This window comes from Streptosporangium sp. CA-135522 (assembly GCF_050949235.1).
Lineage (GTDB): Bacteria > Actinomycetota > Actinomycetes > Streptosporangiales > Streptosporangiaceae > Streptosporangium.
The window spans coordinates 6,656,051-6,669,839 of the sequence record NZ_CP192026.1; the positions used below are offsets into that span (position 1 = coordinate 6,656,051).

Below are 13,789 nucleotides of genomic sequence, written 5' to 3' on the forward strand. Positions count from 1 at the left end.
AAGTAATACTCCGGCACTCGGGAGGGCGAAGCGGTGAGCGGCAAGGACCGCCAGAAGCAGCTGGCGCGCGAGCACTACGAGCGGCAGAATCAGCGGCGCATCGAGCGCGAGGCCCGGGCCAAGCGCAATGCGATCATCGGCACCAGCGTGACCGCCGTGGTGATCATAGGTGGTGTGATCGCCGCGACGACCCTGCTCGGAGGCAACGACTCACCCGCCACGGCCACCCCGGCGACGTCGGCGCCGTCGGCGAGCCCATCGGAGACGAGCACCGCCGCCAAGCCGACGGCCTTCGACCCCGCAGGCGGCACCTGCGGCTACGTCGCCGACGCCGACGGCAGCCCGGCCAAGAACGTGGGTCTCCCGCCGGCCAAGGTGGACACCAAGCCCAAGACGATGACCCTGAAGACCAGCCAGGGCGACATCGTGATCGCGGTGTCCGCCGACAAGACGCCGTGCACGGTCAACTCCTTCGCCTTCCTGGCGCAGAAGAAGTTCTTCAACGGCTCCAAGTGTCACCGCCTCGGCTCCGACCAGTTCCCGGTGCTGCAGTGCGGAGACCCGCTGGCCAAGGCGGACGGCAAGAGCCAGACCGACGGGCAGGGCGGCCCCGGCTACCGTTTCGTCAACGAGAATCTGAAGGGCGCGAAGTACACCCGGGGCGTCGTGGCCATGGCCAACAGCGGCCCCGACACCAACGGCAGCCAGTTCTTCATCGTGTACGGCAACGCCCCGCTGAGCCCGGACTACACCCCGTTCGGTACGGTCACCAAGGGGATGGAGATCATCGACAAGGTGAACAAGGGCGGTGTCATCACCCCGGGACCCGACGGGACCGGAGCCCCGAAGGAAACCGTCGAAATCAAAGACGTGACAATGTCCAGCAAGAGCTGACGTAATACAAGCAAGGGACGGATAGTCCCGAAAGGCTGATGAAAGTGCGGGAGGACACGGTGAGCACCGACCCGTGGGGCCGGGTAGACGACGACGGCACCGTCTACGTACGTACGGCTGAGGGAGAGCGTGCCGTCGGGTCCTGGCAGGCAGGCGAACCGGAGGAGGCACTTGCCTACTTCCATCGCAAATTCGACGAGCTGGCCGGGCAGGTGACGCTGCTGGAGCAGCGGGTCCGCGGGACGGACCTGCCACCCGCCCAGGCCGAGGCGACCATCGTCAAGCTTCGCGAGGCGATCACCGACGCGCACGCGGTCGGCGATCTCGACGCGCTGCTGAACCGGCTGGCCGCTCTCACGGAGCTGGTCGCCCAGCGCCGTGAGGAGGTCAAGGCCGCTCGTGACGTGGCCCGCGCGGAGGCCAAGGGCGTCAAGGAGCGAATCGTCGCCGAGGCCGAGCGCATCGCCGACGACACCACTCACTGGAAGACCGGCGGCGAGCGGCTTCGCCAGCTCGTCGAGGAGTGGAAGGCGGCCGAGCGCATCGACCGCGTCACCGAGGCCGCGCTCTGGAAGCGGCTGTCCGCCGCCCGCACGGCCTTCGCGAAGCGCCGTAAGGCCTACTTCGCCGGGCTGGACGAGCAGCGGGAGGGGGTGCGCTCCTCCAAGGAGCGCATCGTCGCCGAGGCCGAGGCCCTGGCCTCCTCCACCGACTGGGGCGCCACGGCCTCCGCCTACCGCGAGCTGATGCAGCAGTGGAAGGTGGCGGGCCGGGCCTCCCGGGAGGTCGAGGACGAGCTCTGGGCCCGTTTCAAGGGCGCTCAGGACCAGTTCTTCCAGGCCCGTTCGGCGGTCTTCGCCGAGCGCGACGCCTCGCTCGCGGCCAACGCCGAGATCAAGGAACAGCTGCTGACCGAGGCCGAGAAGATCGTCCCGGTCTCCGACGCCCGCTCCGCCAGAGCCGCCCTGCGCGGCATCCTGGAGCGGTGGGAGGCGGCCGGCCCGGTCCCGCGCGAGCAGCGTGACCGGCTCGAAGGCGGGCTGCGCAAGATCGACGAGGCGGTCCGCAAGGCGGAGGAGACGGAGTGGAAGCGCTCCAACCCCGAGGCGCGGGCCCGTGCCCAGAACACGGTCGACCAGCTTCACAAGTCGATCGAGCAGTTGGAGGCCCGTCTGGCCAAGGCCCAGGCGGCCGGCAAGGACAAGGACGTGAAGGACACCCAGGAGGCTCTGACCGCCCGCCGTTCCTGGCTGGAGGAGGCCGAGCGGACGCTCGCCGAGTTCTCCTGAGGCGTCCACGGTAGGCCCGCGGAGGGCGCGTCCCCGTTGTACGGGGGCGCGCCCTCCGCCGTTTCTCCACACTGTTTCTCCACACCCGCCACGGCACCGCCGAACCCGCGGGACGGCCCCGGCGTCCGCGCAACCGTCCGTACGGCGCCATCGGCGGGGCCGGGTGGTCAGGCTCCGGCGCCGCTGACCCGGTAGACGTCGTACACGCCCGGGATGTTACGGACGGCCTTCAGGACGTGTCCCAGATGCTTGGGGTCGCCCATCTCGAAGGTGAACTTGCTGATCGCCACCCGGTCCCTGGAGGTCGTCACCGACGCCGACAGGATGTTGACGTGCTGGTCCGACAGGGTCCGGGTCACATCCGACAGCAGGCGCGGCCGGTCGAGCGCCTCGACCTGCAGGGCGACCAGGAACACCGAGTCGTCTCCGGCCGACCAGGCCACCTCGACCAGACGGTCCGGCTCCGACCTCAGCTGCTCCACGTTGGGACAGTTGGTGCGATGCACCGATACGCCGTGCCCCCGGGTGACGAACCCGATGATCTCGTCGCCGGGCACGGGGGTGCAGCAGCGCGACAGCCGTACCCACACATCCGAGTCGCCGGCCACCACCACGCCCGCGCCGCCGCTGCCCCGCGGACGGCCGCGCACCTTCGTCGGCACCGCGGCCTCGGCGATGTCCTCCTCCGCGCCGTCCACTCCCCCGAGAGAGTGCACCAGCTTCTGCACGACCGCCTGGGCGGCGATGTGCCCCTCGCCGACGGCCGCGTACAGCGACGACACGTCGGGGTAGCGCAGGTCCCTGGCGAGGGCCAGGAGGGTCTCTCCGGACATCATGCGCTGCAGCGGCAGGCCCTGCTTGCGCATGGCCCGGCCGATGGCCTCCTTGCCCGCCTCGATCGCGGTCTCGCGGCGCTCCTTGGAGAACCACTGACGGATCTTGTTACGGGCCCGGCCGGACTTGACGAACTTCAGCCAGTCGCGCGACGGGCCCGCGTCGGGCGACTTGGAGGTGAAGATCTCGACGGTGTCACCGTTGCCGAGCCGCGACTCCAGCGGCACCAGACGGCCATTGACCCGGGCGCCGATGCAGCGATGGCCGACCTCGGTGTGCACGGCGTAGGCGAAGTCGACGGGGGTCGCCCCCTCGGGAAGGGCTATCACCTGGCCGCGCGGGGTGAAGACGTACACCTCCGAGACCGACAGGTCGAACCTGAGCGACTCCAGGAACTCCCCGGGGTCGGCGGTCTCCTTCTGCCAGTCCAGGAGCTGGCGCAGCCATGCCATGTCGCTGGCCGGCTTCAGCTTCGTCCCGGGAGAGCCGGAGGTGGTCATCTCCTCCTTGTACTTCCAGTGCGAGGCCACGCCGTACTCGGCCCTGTGGTGCATGCCGTGGGTGCGGATCTGCAGCTCCACCGGCTTGCCCTCGGGGCCGATGACCGTCGTGTGCAGCGACTGGTACATGTTGAACTTGGGCATCGCGATGTAGTCCTTGAACCGGCCGGGCACCGGATTCCATCGCGCGTGGATCGTCCCGAGGGCGGCGTAGCAGTCGCGGACCGTGTCCACCAGCACCCGGATGCCGACCAGGTCGTAGATGTCGTCGAACGCGACATCTCTGGCGATCATCTTCTGGTAGACCGAGTAGTAGTGCTTGGGGCGTCCCTTGACCACCGCGCGGATCTTGGCCTCACGCAGGTCGACGGAGACCTTCTCGATGACCTCCTGAAGGAACAGGTCCCTGCGCGGGGCCCGCTCCGAGACCATCCTGGCGATCTCGTCGTAGCGCTTGGGGTAGAGCATGGCGAACGCGAGGTCCTCCAGCTCCCACTTGATGGTGTTCATGCCCAGCCGGTGGGCGAGCGGAGCGAAGATCTCCAGCGTCTCGCGGGACTTCTGCTGCCGCTTGTGCTCGGGGAGGTAGCGCATGGTGCGCATGTTGTGCAGCCGGTCGGCGAGCTTGATCACCAGCACCCGGATGTCGCGGGACATCGCCACGACCATCTTGCGCACCGTCTCGGCCTGCGCGGCGTCACCGAACTTGACCTTGTCCAGCTTGGTGACGCCGTCGACCAGCAGCGCGATGTTGTCGCCGAAGTCCGAGCGCAGCTCGTCCAGGCCGTAGGCGGTGTCCTCGACGGTGTCGTGCAGCAGCGCGGCGCACAGCGTCTCGTCGTCGGTGCCGAGCTCGGCGAGAATCGTCGCCACCGCCAGGGGGTGGGTGATGTAGGGGTCGCCGCTTTTGCGCTTCTGATCGCGGTGGTGGTAGGCGGCCACGTCGTAGGCACGCTCGATCAGGCGCAGGTCTGCCTTCGGATGGGTCGCGCGGACCGTCCGAAACAGCGGCTCCAGCACCGGGTTCATGGCGCCACCCCATTGCCCCCCAAAGCGTGCGAGTCTGCGCCTTACCGCAGGCTTCTCTTCGGTGGCTCCGGACATGGCGGAACCGGCATCGCCGGCCGGAACGGCCGCCACAGGGCCGCCACCATCGGCGGTCACGTCGGGGACGACCACATCACGGGGCACACAGACTCCTCACATTCGAGTCCAGATCCCCCAAGTGTATCCAGACCGGCTTAGATGCGTCCCACAGCGGGGTGGAATCAGACGATCACGAGGGAGTGCAGCTCGATCCCGTCCAGCCGCTCTCTCCCCTTGAGGGAGGCCAATTCCATGAGCACGGCGATGGCGACGACTTCGGCGCCCGCCCTGCGGACCAGCTCCACCGCCGCGCGCGCCGTACCTCCGGTGGCGAGCACGTCGTCGACGATCAGGACGCGATCTCCTGGGGCGAGGGCGTCCCGGTGGACCTCGATGGTGGCGGAGCCGTACTCCAGATCGTAGGACTCCTCCAGCGTCTCGGAGGGCAGTTTGCCTTTCTTTCGTACCGGGACGAAGCCGGCGCCGGCTTCGTAGGCGGCCGGGGCGGCCAGGATGAAGCCGCGGGCCTCGATTCCGACGATCTTGTCGGCCGGGTGGAGCCCGGCGAGCTCGGTGATCACCGCGGCGAACGCCTGCGGGTCGGCGAGCAGCGGGGTGATGTCCTTGAACAGCACTCCCGGCTGGGGGTAGTCGGGGATGTCGCGGATCCGGTCCAGGATCAGTTGACGCAGGTCACTCATGGTCGCGTTCCTTAAGGAAAACGCCTCCGCCCCCTCGGAGGGAGCGGAGGCGCACTGGTTACCGACTACTTCTTCTTGCGCTTGTCGGCGTCGGGCGCGGAGCCGTTGGCGGCTCCCGCCGTGACCGGCTGGCGGGTGCTCTTGGCCGCGGCCGCGCTTCCGCTGCCGTGGGCGGCGAGCCTGCGGGCGATGGCCTGGTAGCGAGACTCGCGCTCCTTGAGCGTGACCAGCAGCGGCGTCGCCACGCACAGAGAGGAGTACGTGCCGACGATCATGCCGACGAACAGGGCCAGCGACAGGTCCTTGAGCGTGCCGGCGCCGAACAGCGTGGTGCCGATGAACAGGATCGCCGCCACCGGCAGGATCGCCACCAGGGTGGTGTTCAGCGACCGGATCAGCGTGTGGTTGAGCGCGTTGTTGGCGGCCTGCGTGTAGGTCATCTTGGAGGTCGTGCCGAGCTTGGCGGTGACCTCCTTGATCATGTCGAACACGACGACCGCGTCGTACAGCGAGTATCCCAGGATCGTCAGGAAGCCCAGCAGCGTGGCCGGGGTGACCTCGAAACCGGACCAGGCGTAGACGCCGGCGGTGATCACCAGGTCGTGGAGCAGCGCCACGACCGCGGCCAGCGCCATCTTCCATTCGAAGGCGACCGTCAGATACAGGATGATCGCCAGCATGAAGACGATGAGGCCGACGACCGCCTTGTCGGCCACCTGGCCACCCCACGAGGCGCCGATCACCTGGAGGTTGACCTGGTCCTGCTTGAGGCCGAACTTGCCGGCGACCGCCTTCTGGACCGTGGTCACCTCCTCCTCGGGAAGGCTCTCGGTGGTGACCCGCCAGCCGTTGTTGGTCGTCTGCACGATGACCTGGTGCGCGCCGGCGTCACCGAAGGTCGTCCGCACCTGCTCGATGTTGGCCGCCGGGGCCTTGAAGGAGAAGACCGACCCGCCCTTGAACTCCACGCCCAGGTTCAGGCCGTGGAAGATCAGACCCGCGATGGAGATCACCAAAAGAACGGCGGAGAGGCCGTACCAGAGCTTCTTGCGCCCGACGAAGTCAACGTCGACCTCGCCTCGGTACAGCCGGCGCGCGATGCCGGACATCAGGCCTCCTGCGGGGTGGGCTTGGAACCGGTGGCCGTCTGGATGCTCATACGCTCGGCGTCGAGACCGGAAAGCTTGTGGCCCTTGGCGAAGAACTTCCTCTTGGCGAGCAAGGCGACGAACGGCTTGGTGAACATGAACACCACGACGATGTCGATCAGGGTGGTCAGGCCCATCGCGAACGCGAATCCGGCCACACCGCCGACGGCCAGGAAGTAGAGGACCACGGCGGCGATGAACATGACGGCGTCCGCGATCAGGATCGTCCGCCGGGCGCGGGTCCAGGCCACCTCGACGGCCGTCCGCAGCGAGCGGCGCCCCTCCTTCATCTCGTCACGGATGCGTTCGAAGTAGACGATGAACGAGTCCGCGGTGATACCGATCGAGACGATGAGGCCGATGATGTGCGAGAGCGACAGGCGGAAGTGCGCGAACGTACCCAGCAGCACCACCGCCTGGTAGGTCAGGACCGAGGCGACCACGAGGCTCAGCACCGAGACGATGCCCAGTCCTCGGTAGTAGAGCATCGAGTAGATGAGCACCAGGCCGAGACCGATCGCGCCGGCGATCAGGCCGCCGCGGAGCTGGTCGGCGCCCAGGGTGGAGGAGACCTCCTCGATCGAGCCCTTCTTGAACTTCAGCGGCAGCGCGCCGAACTTGAGCTGGCCGGCCAGCTCCTCGGCCGTCACCTGGGTGAAGCTGCCGGAGATCTGCGCCCGGCCACCGGTGATGGGCTCCTGGATGACAGGCGCGGAGATCACCACGCCGTCCAGGACCATGGCGACCTGGTTGCGCGGCGGCTGCGAGTTGAAGGCGGTGGTGGTGACCTTCGACCACTGGTTCGGGCCCTCGCCCTTGAAGGAGAGCTGGACGAGCCACTCTCCGGTGGTGGAGTCCACGCCCGCGGTCGCGGTGTCGATCGAGGTGCCGGTCACGGCGGCCTTGTCGAGCACGTATTTGGCGCTGCCGTCCTGGCTGCAGGCGGCGAACTGCTTGGCGGGGTCGTCCTGGGCGCCCTGGCCCTTGTCCTTGGCGCAGTCGAGCGCCTGGAACTGCTTGAGCACCGCCGGGTCGATCCCGGTCGTGTCGACGCCCGCCATCGGGTCTTCGGCCGGTGCCGTCGGCTGCGCCGACGGGGCGGCGCTCTGGCTCGGTTTGGCGGACGGGGAGGGGCTCTTGCCCTTCCTGACCGGCTTGTCCGAAGGCGCGGGCGTGGCGCCCGGGCTCGGGTTGGTGAGCGCCGAGGACAGAGCGCGGCCGGCGGGCGAGCCGGTCGGGCTCGGCGTGGCCGTCTGCGCCGGCTTGGGAGCCTTGGAGGTCTGCTTACCGGTGGCCGTCGGGGAGGCGGACGGCGTCGGCGCCGGGGTGGACATCTGACCGGGAGGCGGCGGCGATCCGGCGGTGACCGCCATCACCTGGCGGAATCTCAGCTCCGCGGTGGTGCCGACCAGCTTGACGACTTCCTCCTGTCCGGCTCCGGGAACGGAGATGACGATGTTGTCGCCGGACTTGGCGACCTCGGCGTCGGAGATTCCGCTGCCGTTCACCCGGTTGCGGATGATGCCCACGGCGAGGTTGAGGCTCTCCTCGGTGGGAGGGGTGCCGTTCGGCGTGACGGGCTGCAGCGTCACTGTCGTGCCGCCGGCGAGGTCGAGGCCATATTCCGGGGTGTATGCCTTGTTCAGGAACATCACCCCGCCCATGGCGAGAATGAGCGCCAGAAGCAGCAGGAGCATGCGCCCCGGCCTGTTCTGGCCGCTGGTCGGTCGGGCCACTGGTCGTCAGTTCTTTCGGCTATAGGGGATGGTCGGTAAGCCTGATCATCACTTCTTCGGCGAGTCCTGGTCGTCGGCGTGCGGCTTCACGGTCTCCGCCACATTGTCGTCCACGACATCGACGTTTTCGACATCTCCATCCTCGACGTCGTCGACCGGGGTCAGCACACGGCCGATCGCGGCCTTGATCCAACGGGTCTCGACGCCGGGGGCGATCTCCAGGATCACGTCGTCGGCGTCGATCGCCACCACGGTCGCGAAGAGCCCGGTCGTGGTCATGATGCGGGTCCCCGCCGACAGGGAGTTCTGCATCTGGGCCTGCTCCTGCTGCCGCTTGCGCTGCGGCCGGATGAGCAGGAAGTAGAACACCACGACCATTAGAGCGATCATGATGAGGCTCGAGTAGTTGCCGCCCATGGGGCCGCTCCTTACGCTTAAGAATGACCGGCCTGCGCCGGACGTCGTATACGGCCACGCCGCTCAGCACGTCAGCCTACACAGCCAGCCAAGCCACGGAGTTTAGGCGAGCTGTTAGGAGCGCGGCAACGAGGTCACGAACAGGCACGCAGGGAAGTTCCCATTTCGATACCGTTGTCACCGATCTGTGATCAACTTTGTACGATTTCCCCATCAAACCCCAACGTCAGACGGGGCCCGGATCATCCTCAAGATCGACGATCATCGAGGCTCCGAACGCGTCCGGCGGCGGTGTCAGCCCCAGGTGGATCCACGCCGCGGCGGTCGCGACCCGGCCCCGCGGAGTGCGCGCCAGCAGGCCCTGACGGACCAGGAACGGCTCGGCCACCACCTCGACCGTCTCCGGTTCCTCCCCCACCGCGACCGCCAGCGTGGACAGCCCCACCGGACCGCCCCCGAACTTGCGCAGCAGCGCTTCGAGCACGGCCCGGTCCAGCCGGTCCAGCCCCTCGGCGTCGACCTCGTAGAGGTTCAGCGCCGCCGAGGCGACGTCCCTGGTGATCACACCGTCGGCCCGCACCTCGGCGAAGTCGCGGACCCGGCGCAGCAGCCGGTTGGCGATGCGGGGCGTGCCCCTCGACCGTCCGGCGATCTCGCGGGCCGCGTCGCCGGGAAGCTCCAGGCCGAGCAGGCGCGCGGAGCGGTGCAGCACCTGCTCCAGCTCGGCGACCTCGTAGAAGTCCATGTGCGCGACGAAGCCGAACCGGTCACGCAGCGGCGCGGGCAGCAGCCCGGCCCTGGTGGTGGCCCCGACGAGGGTGAATGGCGCGACCTCCAGCGGGATCGCGGTCGCCCCCGGCCCCTTGCCCACCACGATGTCGACGCGGAAGTCCTCCATCGCCAGATAGAGCATCTCCTCCGCCGGACGGGCCATCCGGTGGATCTCGTCGATGAACAGGACCTCCCCCTCCGAGAGGGTCGACAGGATCGCCGCGAGATCGCCGGCCCGCTCCAGCGCGGGTCCGGAGGTGATCCGAAGAGGCACGGACAGCTCTGTCGCGATGATCATGGAGAGGGTCGTCTTACCCAGTCCGGGCCCGCCGCTCATCAGGACGTGGTCGGGCGGCCGGTTGCGGCGCAGCGCGCTCTGCAGCACCAGCGACAACTGCTCGCGCACCCGCGCCTGGCCGATGAACTCCTCCAGCCGTTTGGGCCGCAGGGCCGCCTCGATCAGCCGCTCGTCGCCCTCGGCGTCCGGCGACACCAGATCCCGCTCGAAGCTCACGCCGGTTCACCTTCGCTCACGCGGGCGGAACCGGCCTCGCCGGGGCCGCCTCGACTCTCTCCGTGCGGGATCCGCATCCTGGCGCCTGTTCTCATCGGACGCTCAGCGCGCGAAGCGCGGCCTTGAGCAACACCGCGACCTGCGGAGAACGACCCTCCGCCACCTCGACGTCGGCCTGGGGGGCCACCGCGGCGACGGCCTCGTCGGCGTCCCTGGCCGAATAGCCGAGGCCGACCAGGCCGGAATGCACCTGGTCTCGCCAGGCGGGCACCGGCGCGCCGCCGTTGAGTGCGGCGTTGACGGCCTGTTCGGGCGTGCCGAGCTTGTCCTTGAGATCGACGATGATCCGCTGGGCCCCCTTGGGCCCCACCCCGGGCACCCGGGTCAGCGCCTTCACATCCGCGCTCGCCACGGCCATCCGGAGCGCGTTGGGGGTGTGGACGGCCAGCATCGCCAGCGCGACCTTGGGGCCGACGCCGTTGGCCGTCTGCAGCATCTCGAAGACGCCGCGCTCGTCGTCGCTACCGAAGCCGAACAGCGTCAGCGAGTCTTCCCGGACCACGAGCGAGGTCGCCAGGCGGGCCTCCTCGCCCACCCGGAGCGTCGCCAGCGTGCCCGGCGTGCAGTGCACCAGCATGCCCACCCCGCCGACCTCGACCACCGCGCCGTCGGGCGCGACCGCGGCCACCCGTCCCCGCACCGAGGCGATCACTGTGTGGTTCCTCTCGAATATCCGGCCCGGCCCCGCCCCCGGAAGTAGGCGGCGGCGGTCGTCGTCGGCTCGGTCCTGGTCTTGGCCACGGCCTCGGCCAGCCGGTTCTGCGCCCCGCCTCGCCACACGTGGCAGATCGCGAGCGCGAGCGCGTCGGCGGCGTCGGCGGGCTTGGGCATCTCCTCCAGCCGCAGCAACCTGGTCACCATCGTGCCCACCTGCCGCTTGTCGGCCGTGCCGCTGCCGGTGATGGCGGCCTTGACCTCGGAGGGCGTGTGCAACGCCACCGGCAACCCCCGGCGGGAGGCGCACAGGATCGCCACGGCGGACGCCTGCGCGGTGCCCATCACGGTCCTCAGGTTGTGCTGGGCGAAGACCCGCTCCACGGCCACCGCGTCGGGCCGGACCTCGTCGAGCCACCGCTCGATGCCCGCCTCGATCGCCACCAGCCTGACCCCGATCTCGTCGTCGGCCGGGGTCCGGACGACCCCGACCTTGACGAGTCTCAGCGGCGCTCCGGGCCGCCCCTCGACCGCGCCGAGCCCGCACCTGGTCAGCCCCGGATCGACCCCCATCACCCGCAGCTCGGGCAACCGCACCGACACGCCTCCGCTCGCCGAACACCTGTTCGGTGCCCGACTCTACCGCGTGGGAGCACCTCTCGCACGGTCACCCGGCATCGCCGTCAGAAGTAGTCCAGCATGTACGGCTTGGCGTGGAAGGCGGTGTCGAGGGCGTCGTCGTCGTCCGCCGGGCCGGTGAGGATTCCCGAGCGGCGCAAAGTGGCGGCCGGGACACCGGCGAACAGGGCGGAGAAGGCACCGGCTGTGAAGACGGGGCCGGCGTCCGGAGGGGTCCCGGCGGGCTCGGCCGTACCGGATCCACCGGAGACGGACAGGCGCCAGGGGCCGGAGTTGGCGGGACGCTGGGGGTCGTCGATCCGGATCACGGTGTCGAGGGTGACACCCGCCGGGAAGCCGCGCGCGGCGACGGCCGGGGCGAGGTCGACGATGCGCGACATCCAGCGCGTCTGCCCGACCTCGTCCCTGGGACGGTCGCCGATCAGCCAGAAGACCGGGTCGTCGGGAGCGACGACCGCGTGGACCGACTTGACGACCGACGCGGAGGAGCCCACCAGCGACCACAGCGCCCGGGCGGTCGCCTCCGATCCCGCGACGAGGTTGGAGACCCTGATGCCGTCGTCGTCCCAGTGGTAGACCACGAAACCGTCGTCGGCCAGGTAGAGGAAGTCGTCCTTCTCCTCCAGGCACAGGCGCCAGGCGCTCTCGTCCCTGACCAGGGGGCCGCAGGCGCGGGTGGCGGCGTGGACGCGGCCGAGGATCGCGATCACCTCGGAGGCGTCGCCGGGCCCCATCCGGCGGACCTTGACCTGTTCGGTGGGCCTGATCGTGCGCAGGGCCTCGGCGGACAGGGTGGCCCGGTGCATGGCTCCGGCGTGCTCCCAGCCCAGCGACCGGTAGATGTGGGTGGTGGCCGGGTAGAGCGCCGAGATCGGATGGCCCAGGGCCGCGCAGCGGTCGATGGTGGCCTGCATCAGGATCCGGCCGACGCCGCGCCCGCGGTCCTCGGGGGCGACCGTCACCGAGGCGACGCCGCCCATGGAGATCGGCCTGCCGTGCCACCACTGCGTGAAGTCGTGGATCCGGCTGGTCGCGACCAGCCGGGGGCCGTCGACGACCCCGAGGTATCTCCCCCCGGCCATCACCGAGGCCGTCATCGCCCGCCACCTCTCCTCCTCCGGGGCGGGGACGGGCCCGAAGGCGCGCCTGCGGTTGTCCAGTACCGCGTCGAGGTCGTCGACGGTCAGTTCGCGTAGCTCCACAACGTCCCAACTTAGGCAGAGGCTTCGGGCAGGGGCGAACCGGCCCCTACAGATGCCGGGCGGCGGGCTCGATGCCGGTGTCCCCCACCTTGGCGCGCAGGTGGTCGAGACGCGCCATCATCGGTGTCGCCGTGACGCCGTGCAGGATGAGGGAGACCAGCACGGTGAAGGCGACCACCGCCCAAAGCTCCTCGGGGGGCACGCCAAAGTCGGCCTGGCCGAGGGCGTAGGCGAGATAGAACAGCGAGCCGATGCCGCGGATGCCGAAGAAGGCCGTCACACCACGCTCGCGCGGCCCCGCCGGGCCGCCGAGCTGGGCGATCCACCCGGTCAGCGGCCGGATCACCAGCAACAGCGCGAGGCCGACGGCCGCGCCCCGCCAGGTGAGCGCGGCCAGGCCGCCGGTCGCCACGAAGCCGCCCAGCAGCAGGATCAGCCAGGCGGTGAACAAACGCTCGATCTGCTCGATGAAGCCGTGCAGCACGCCGTTGTAGCCGTGGGTGCGCTCGGCGGCCCTGATGGTGCACGCGGTCACGAACACCGCGATGAAGCCGTATCCGTGCGCCAGCTCGGTGAGGCCGTACGCCAGGAGCGTCGCGGCCAGCGCCACGAAGCCGTCCCGGTGCTCGGCGAGCCGGAGGTCGGACACCCGGGCGCGGAAGAACAGCCGGCCCAGCAGCTTTCCGGCCAGTAGGCCGCAGAGCACGCCGGCTCCGCATCGGTAGAGCAGATCCACCAGCGCCCACTCACCGGCCCATCCGAACCCTCCGGCGGTCGCCATCGCGATGGCGGCGAATACCAGGGGGAAGGCCAGGCCGTCGTTGAGCCCGGCCTCGGAGGTGAGGGTGAAACGGACCTCGTCGTCGTCCTTCTCCGAGTCGACGGGCTCGCCGACCTGCACGTCGGAGGCGAGCACCGGATCGGTCGGGGCGAGCACCGCGCCCAGGAGCAGCGCCGCGGCCGGCGGCCAGCCCAGCAGGACGCCGGCGACGCCGGCCACCGCCACGACGGTCAACGGAAGCGTCCACCCCAGCAGGCGCCAGGTGGAGGCCCAGCCGCGCGCCCCGAAGGGACGGTTGATCGCGAGCCCGGCGCCCATGAGCGAGATCAGCACGCAGACCTCGGTGATGTGCTCGACCAGCGCCCGGTGGGCCACGGGGTCGGGCCTGGGCAGGTCCAGCGGCAGGAGGTAGAGCAGGGCCCCGCCGATCAGGCAGGCCAGCGGCAGCGAGAAGGGCCGGCGGTTGAGCAGCCGGGGCAGGACCGCGGCCAGGAGGGCGCCGGCGCCCGCCACCGCGAAGATCAGATCAGGATTCCCCATCGTCCGCCTGATCTGCCCCGTTT

12 protein-coding genes are annotated in these 13,789 nt (G+C 69.7%); 2 read left to right on the forward strand and 10 right to left on the reverse strand.

Going from position 1 to position 13,789, the window contains the following annotated elements:
* The first annotated feature begins 33 nt into the window (after positions 1 to 33).
* Complete coding sequence (locus ACQPYK_RS31765; RefSeq protein ID WP_433238959.1) at positions 34 to 894, forward strand: peptidylprolyl isomerase; 861 nt, start codon at positions 34 to 36, stop codon at positions 892 to 894.
* 59 nt (positions 895 to 953) lie between these two features.
* Positions 954 to 2,183 carry a DUF349 domain-containing protein gene (locus tag ACQPYK_RS31770; RefSeq protein ID WP_433238962.1) on the forward strand — a complete coding sequence of 410 codons (1,230 nt, stop codon included), beginning with the start codon at positions 954 to 956 and terminating at the stop codon, positions 2,181 to 2,183.
* A 167-nt stretch (positions 2,184 to 2,350) separates the two neighbouring features.
* On the opposite strand, the gene ACQPYK_RS31775 is transcribed toward ACQPYK_RS31770, so the two are convergent.
* From ACQPYK_RS31775 to ACQPYK_RS31820, 10 genes are all read right to left on the reverse strand, one after another.
* On the reverse strand, positions 2,351 to 4,546 hold the full coding sequence (locus ACQPYK_RS31775; RefSeq protein ID WP_433238965.1) for a RelA/SpoT family protein: 2,196 nt from the start codon (positions 4,544 to 4,546) through the stop codon (positions 2,351 to 2,353).
* Positions 4,547 to 4,785: 239 nt separating this feature from the next.
* On the reverse strand, positions 4,786 to 5,304 hold the full coding sequence (locus tag ACQPYK_RS31780; RefSeq protein ID WP_433238968.1) for an adenine phosphoribosyltransferase: 519 nt from the start codon (positions 5,302 to 5,304) through the stop codon (positions 4,786 to 4,788).
* A 65-nt stretch (positions 5,305 to 5,369) separates the two neighbouring features.
* Positions 5,370 to 6,413 carry a protein translocase subunit SecF gene (secF, locus tag ACQPYK_RS31785; RefSeq protein WP_433238971.1) on the reverse strand — a complete coding sequence of 348 codons (1,044 nt, stop codon included), beginning with the start codon at positions 6,411 to 6,413 and terminating at the stop codon, positions 5,370 to 5,372.
* The gene (gene secD, locus ACQPYK_RS31790) at positions 6,413 to 8,149 is read right to left on the reverse strand and encodes a protein translocase subunit SecD (protein ID WP_433238974.1); all 1,737 of its coding nucleotides are present in this window, start codon (positions 8,147 to 8,149) and stop codon (positions 6,413 to 6,415) included. The genes secF and secD overlap by 1 nt, the downstream gene beginning before the upstream one ends.
* A gap of 87 nt (positions 8,150 to 8,236) precedes the next feature.
* Positions 8,237 to 8,605: a preprotein translocase subunit YajC gene (gene yajC, locus ACQPYK_RS31795; protein WP_433238977.1), complete on the reverse strand. Its 369-nt coding sequence runs from the start codon at positions 8,603 to 8,605 to the stop codon at positions 8,237 to 8,239.
* Between the two features lie 226 nt (positions 8,606 to 8,831).
* A complete protein-coding gene (gene ruvB, locus ACQPYK_RS31800; protein ID WP_433238980.1) occupies positions 8,832 to 9,890 on the reverse strand; it encodes a Holliday junction branch migration DNA helicase RuvB in 1,059 nt (352 codons plus the stop codon).
* 91 nt (positions 9,891 to 9,981) lie between these two features.
* Positions 9,982 to 10,602 (reverse strand): Holliday junction branch migration protein RuvA, encoded by a 621-nt coding sequence (ruvA, locus tag ACQPYK_RS31805; RefSeq protein ID WP_433238983.1) that lies wholly within the window; start codon positions 10,600 to 10,602, stop codon positions 9,982 to 9,984.
* The gene (ruvC, locus tag ACQPYK_RS31810) at positions 10,599 to 11,186 is read right to left on the reverse strand and encodes a crossover junction endodeoxyribonuclease RuvC (protein WP_433258969.1); all 588 of its coding nucleotides are present in this window, start codon (positions 11,184 to 11,186) and stop codon (positions 10,599 to 10,601) included. The genes ruvA and ruvC overlap by 4 nt, the downstream gene beginning before the upstream one ends.
* 101 nt (positions 11,187 to 11,287) lie before the next feature.
* Positions 11,288 to 12,445: a GNAT family N-acetyltransferase gene (locus tag ACQPYK_RS31815; protein WP_433238986.1), complete on the reverse strand. Its 1,158-nt coding sequence runs from the start codon at positions 12,443 to 12,445 to the stop codon at positions 11,288 to 11,290.
* A 46-nt stretch (positions 12,446 to 12,491) separates the two neighbouring features.
* Positions 12,492 to 13,766 carry a cation:proton antiporter gene (locus ACQPYK_RS31820; protein ID WP_433238989.1) on the reverse strand — a complete coding sequence of 425 codons (1,275 nt, stop codon included), beginning with the start codon at positions 13,764 to 13,766 and terminating at the stop codon, positions 12,492 to 12,494.
* Positions 13,767 to 13,789 lie beyond the last annotated feature (23 nt).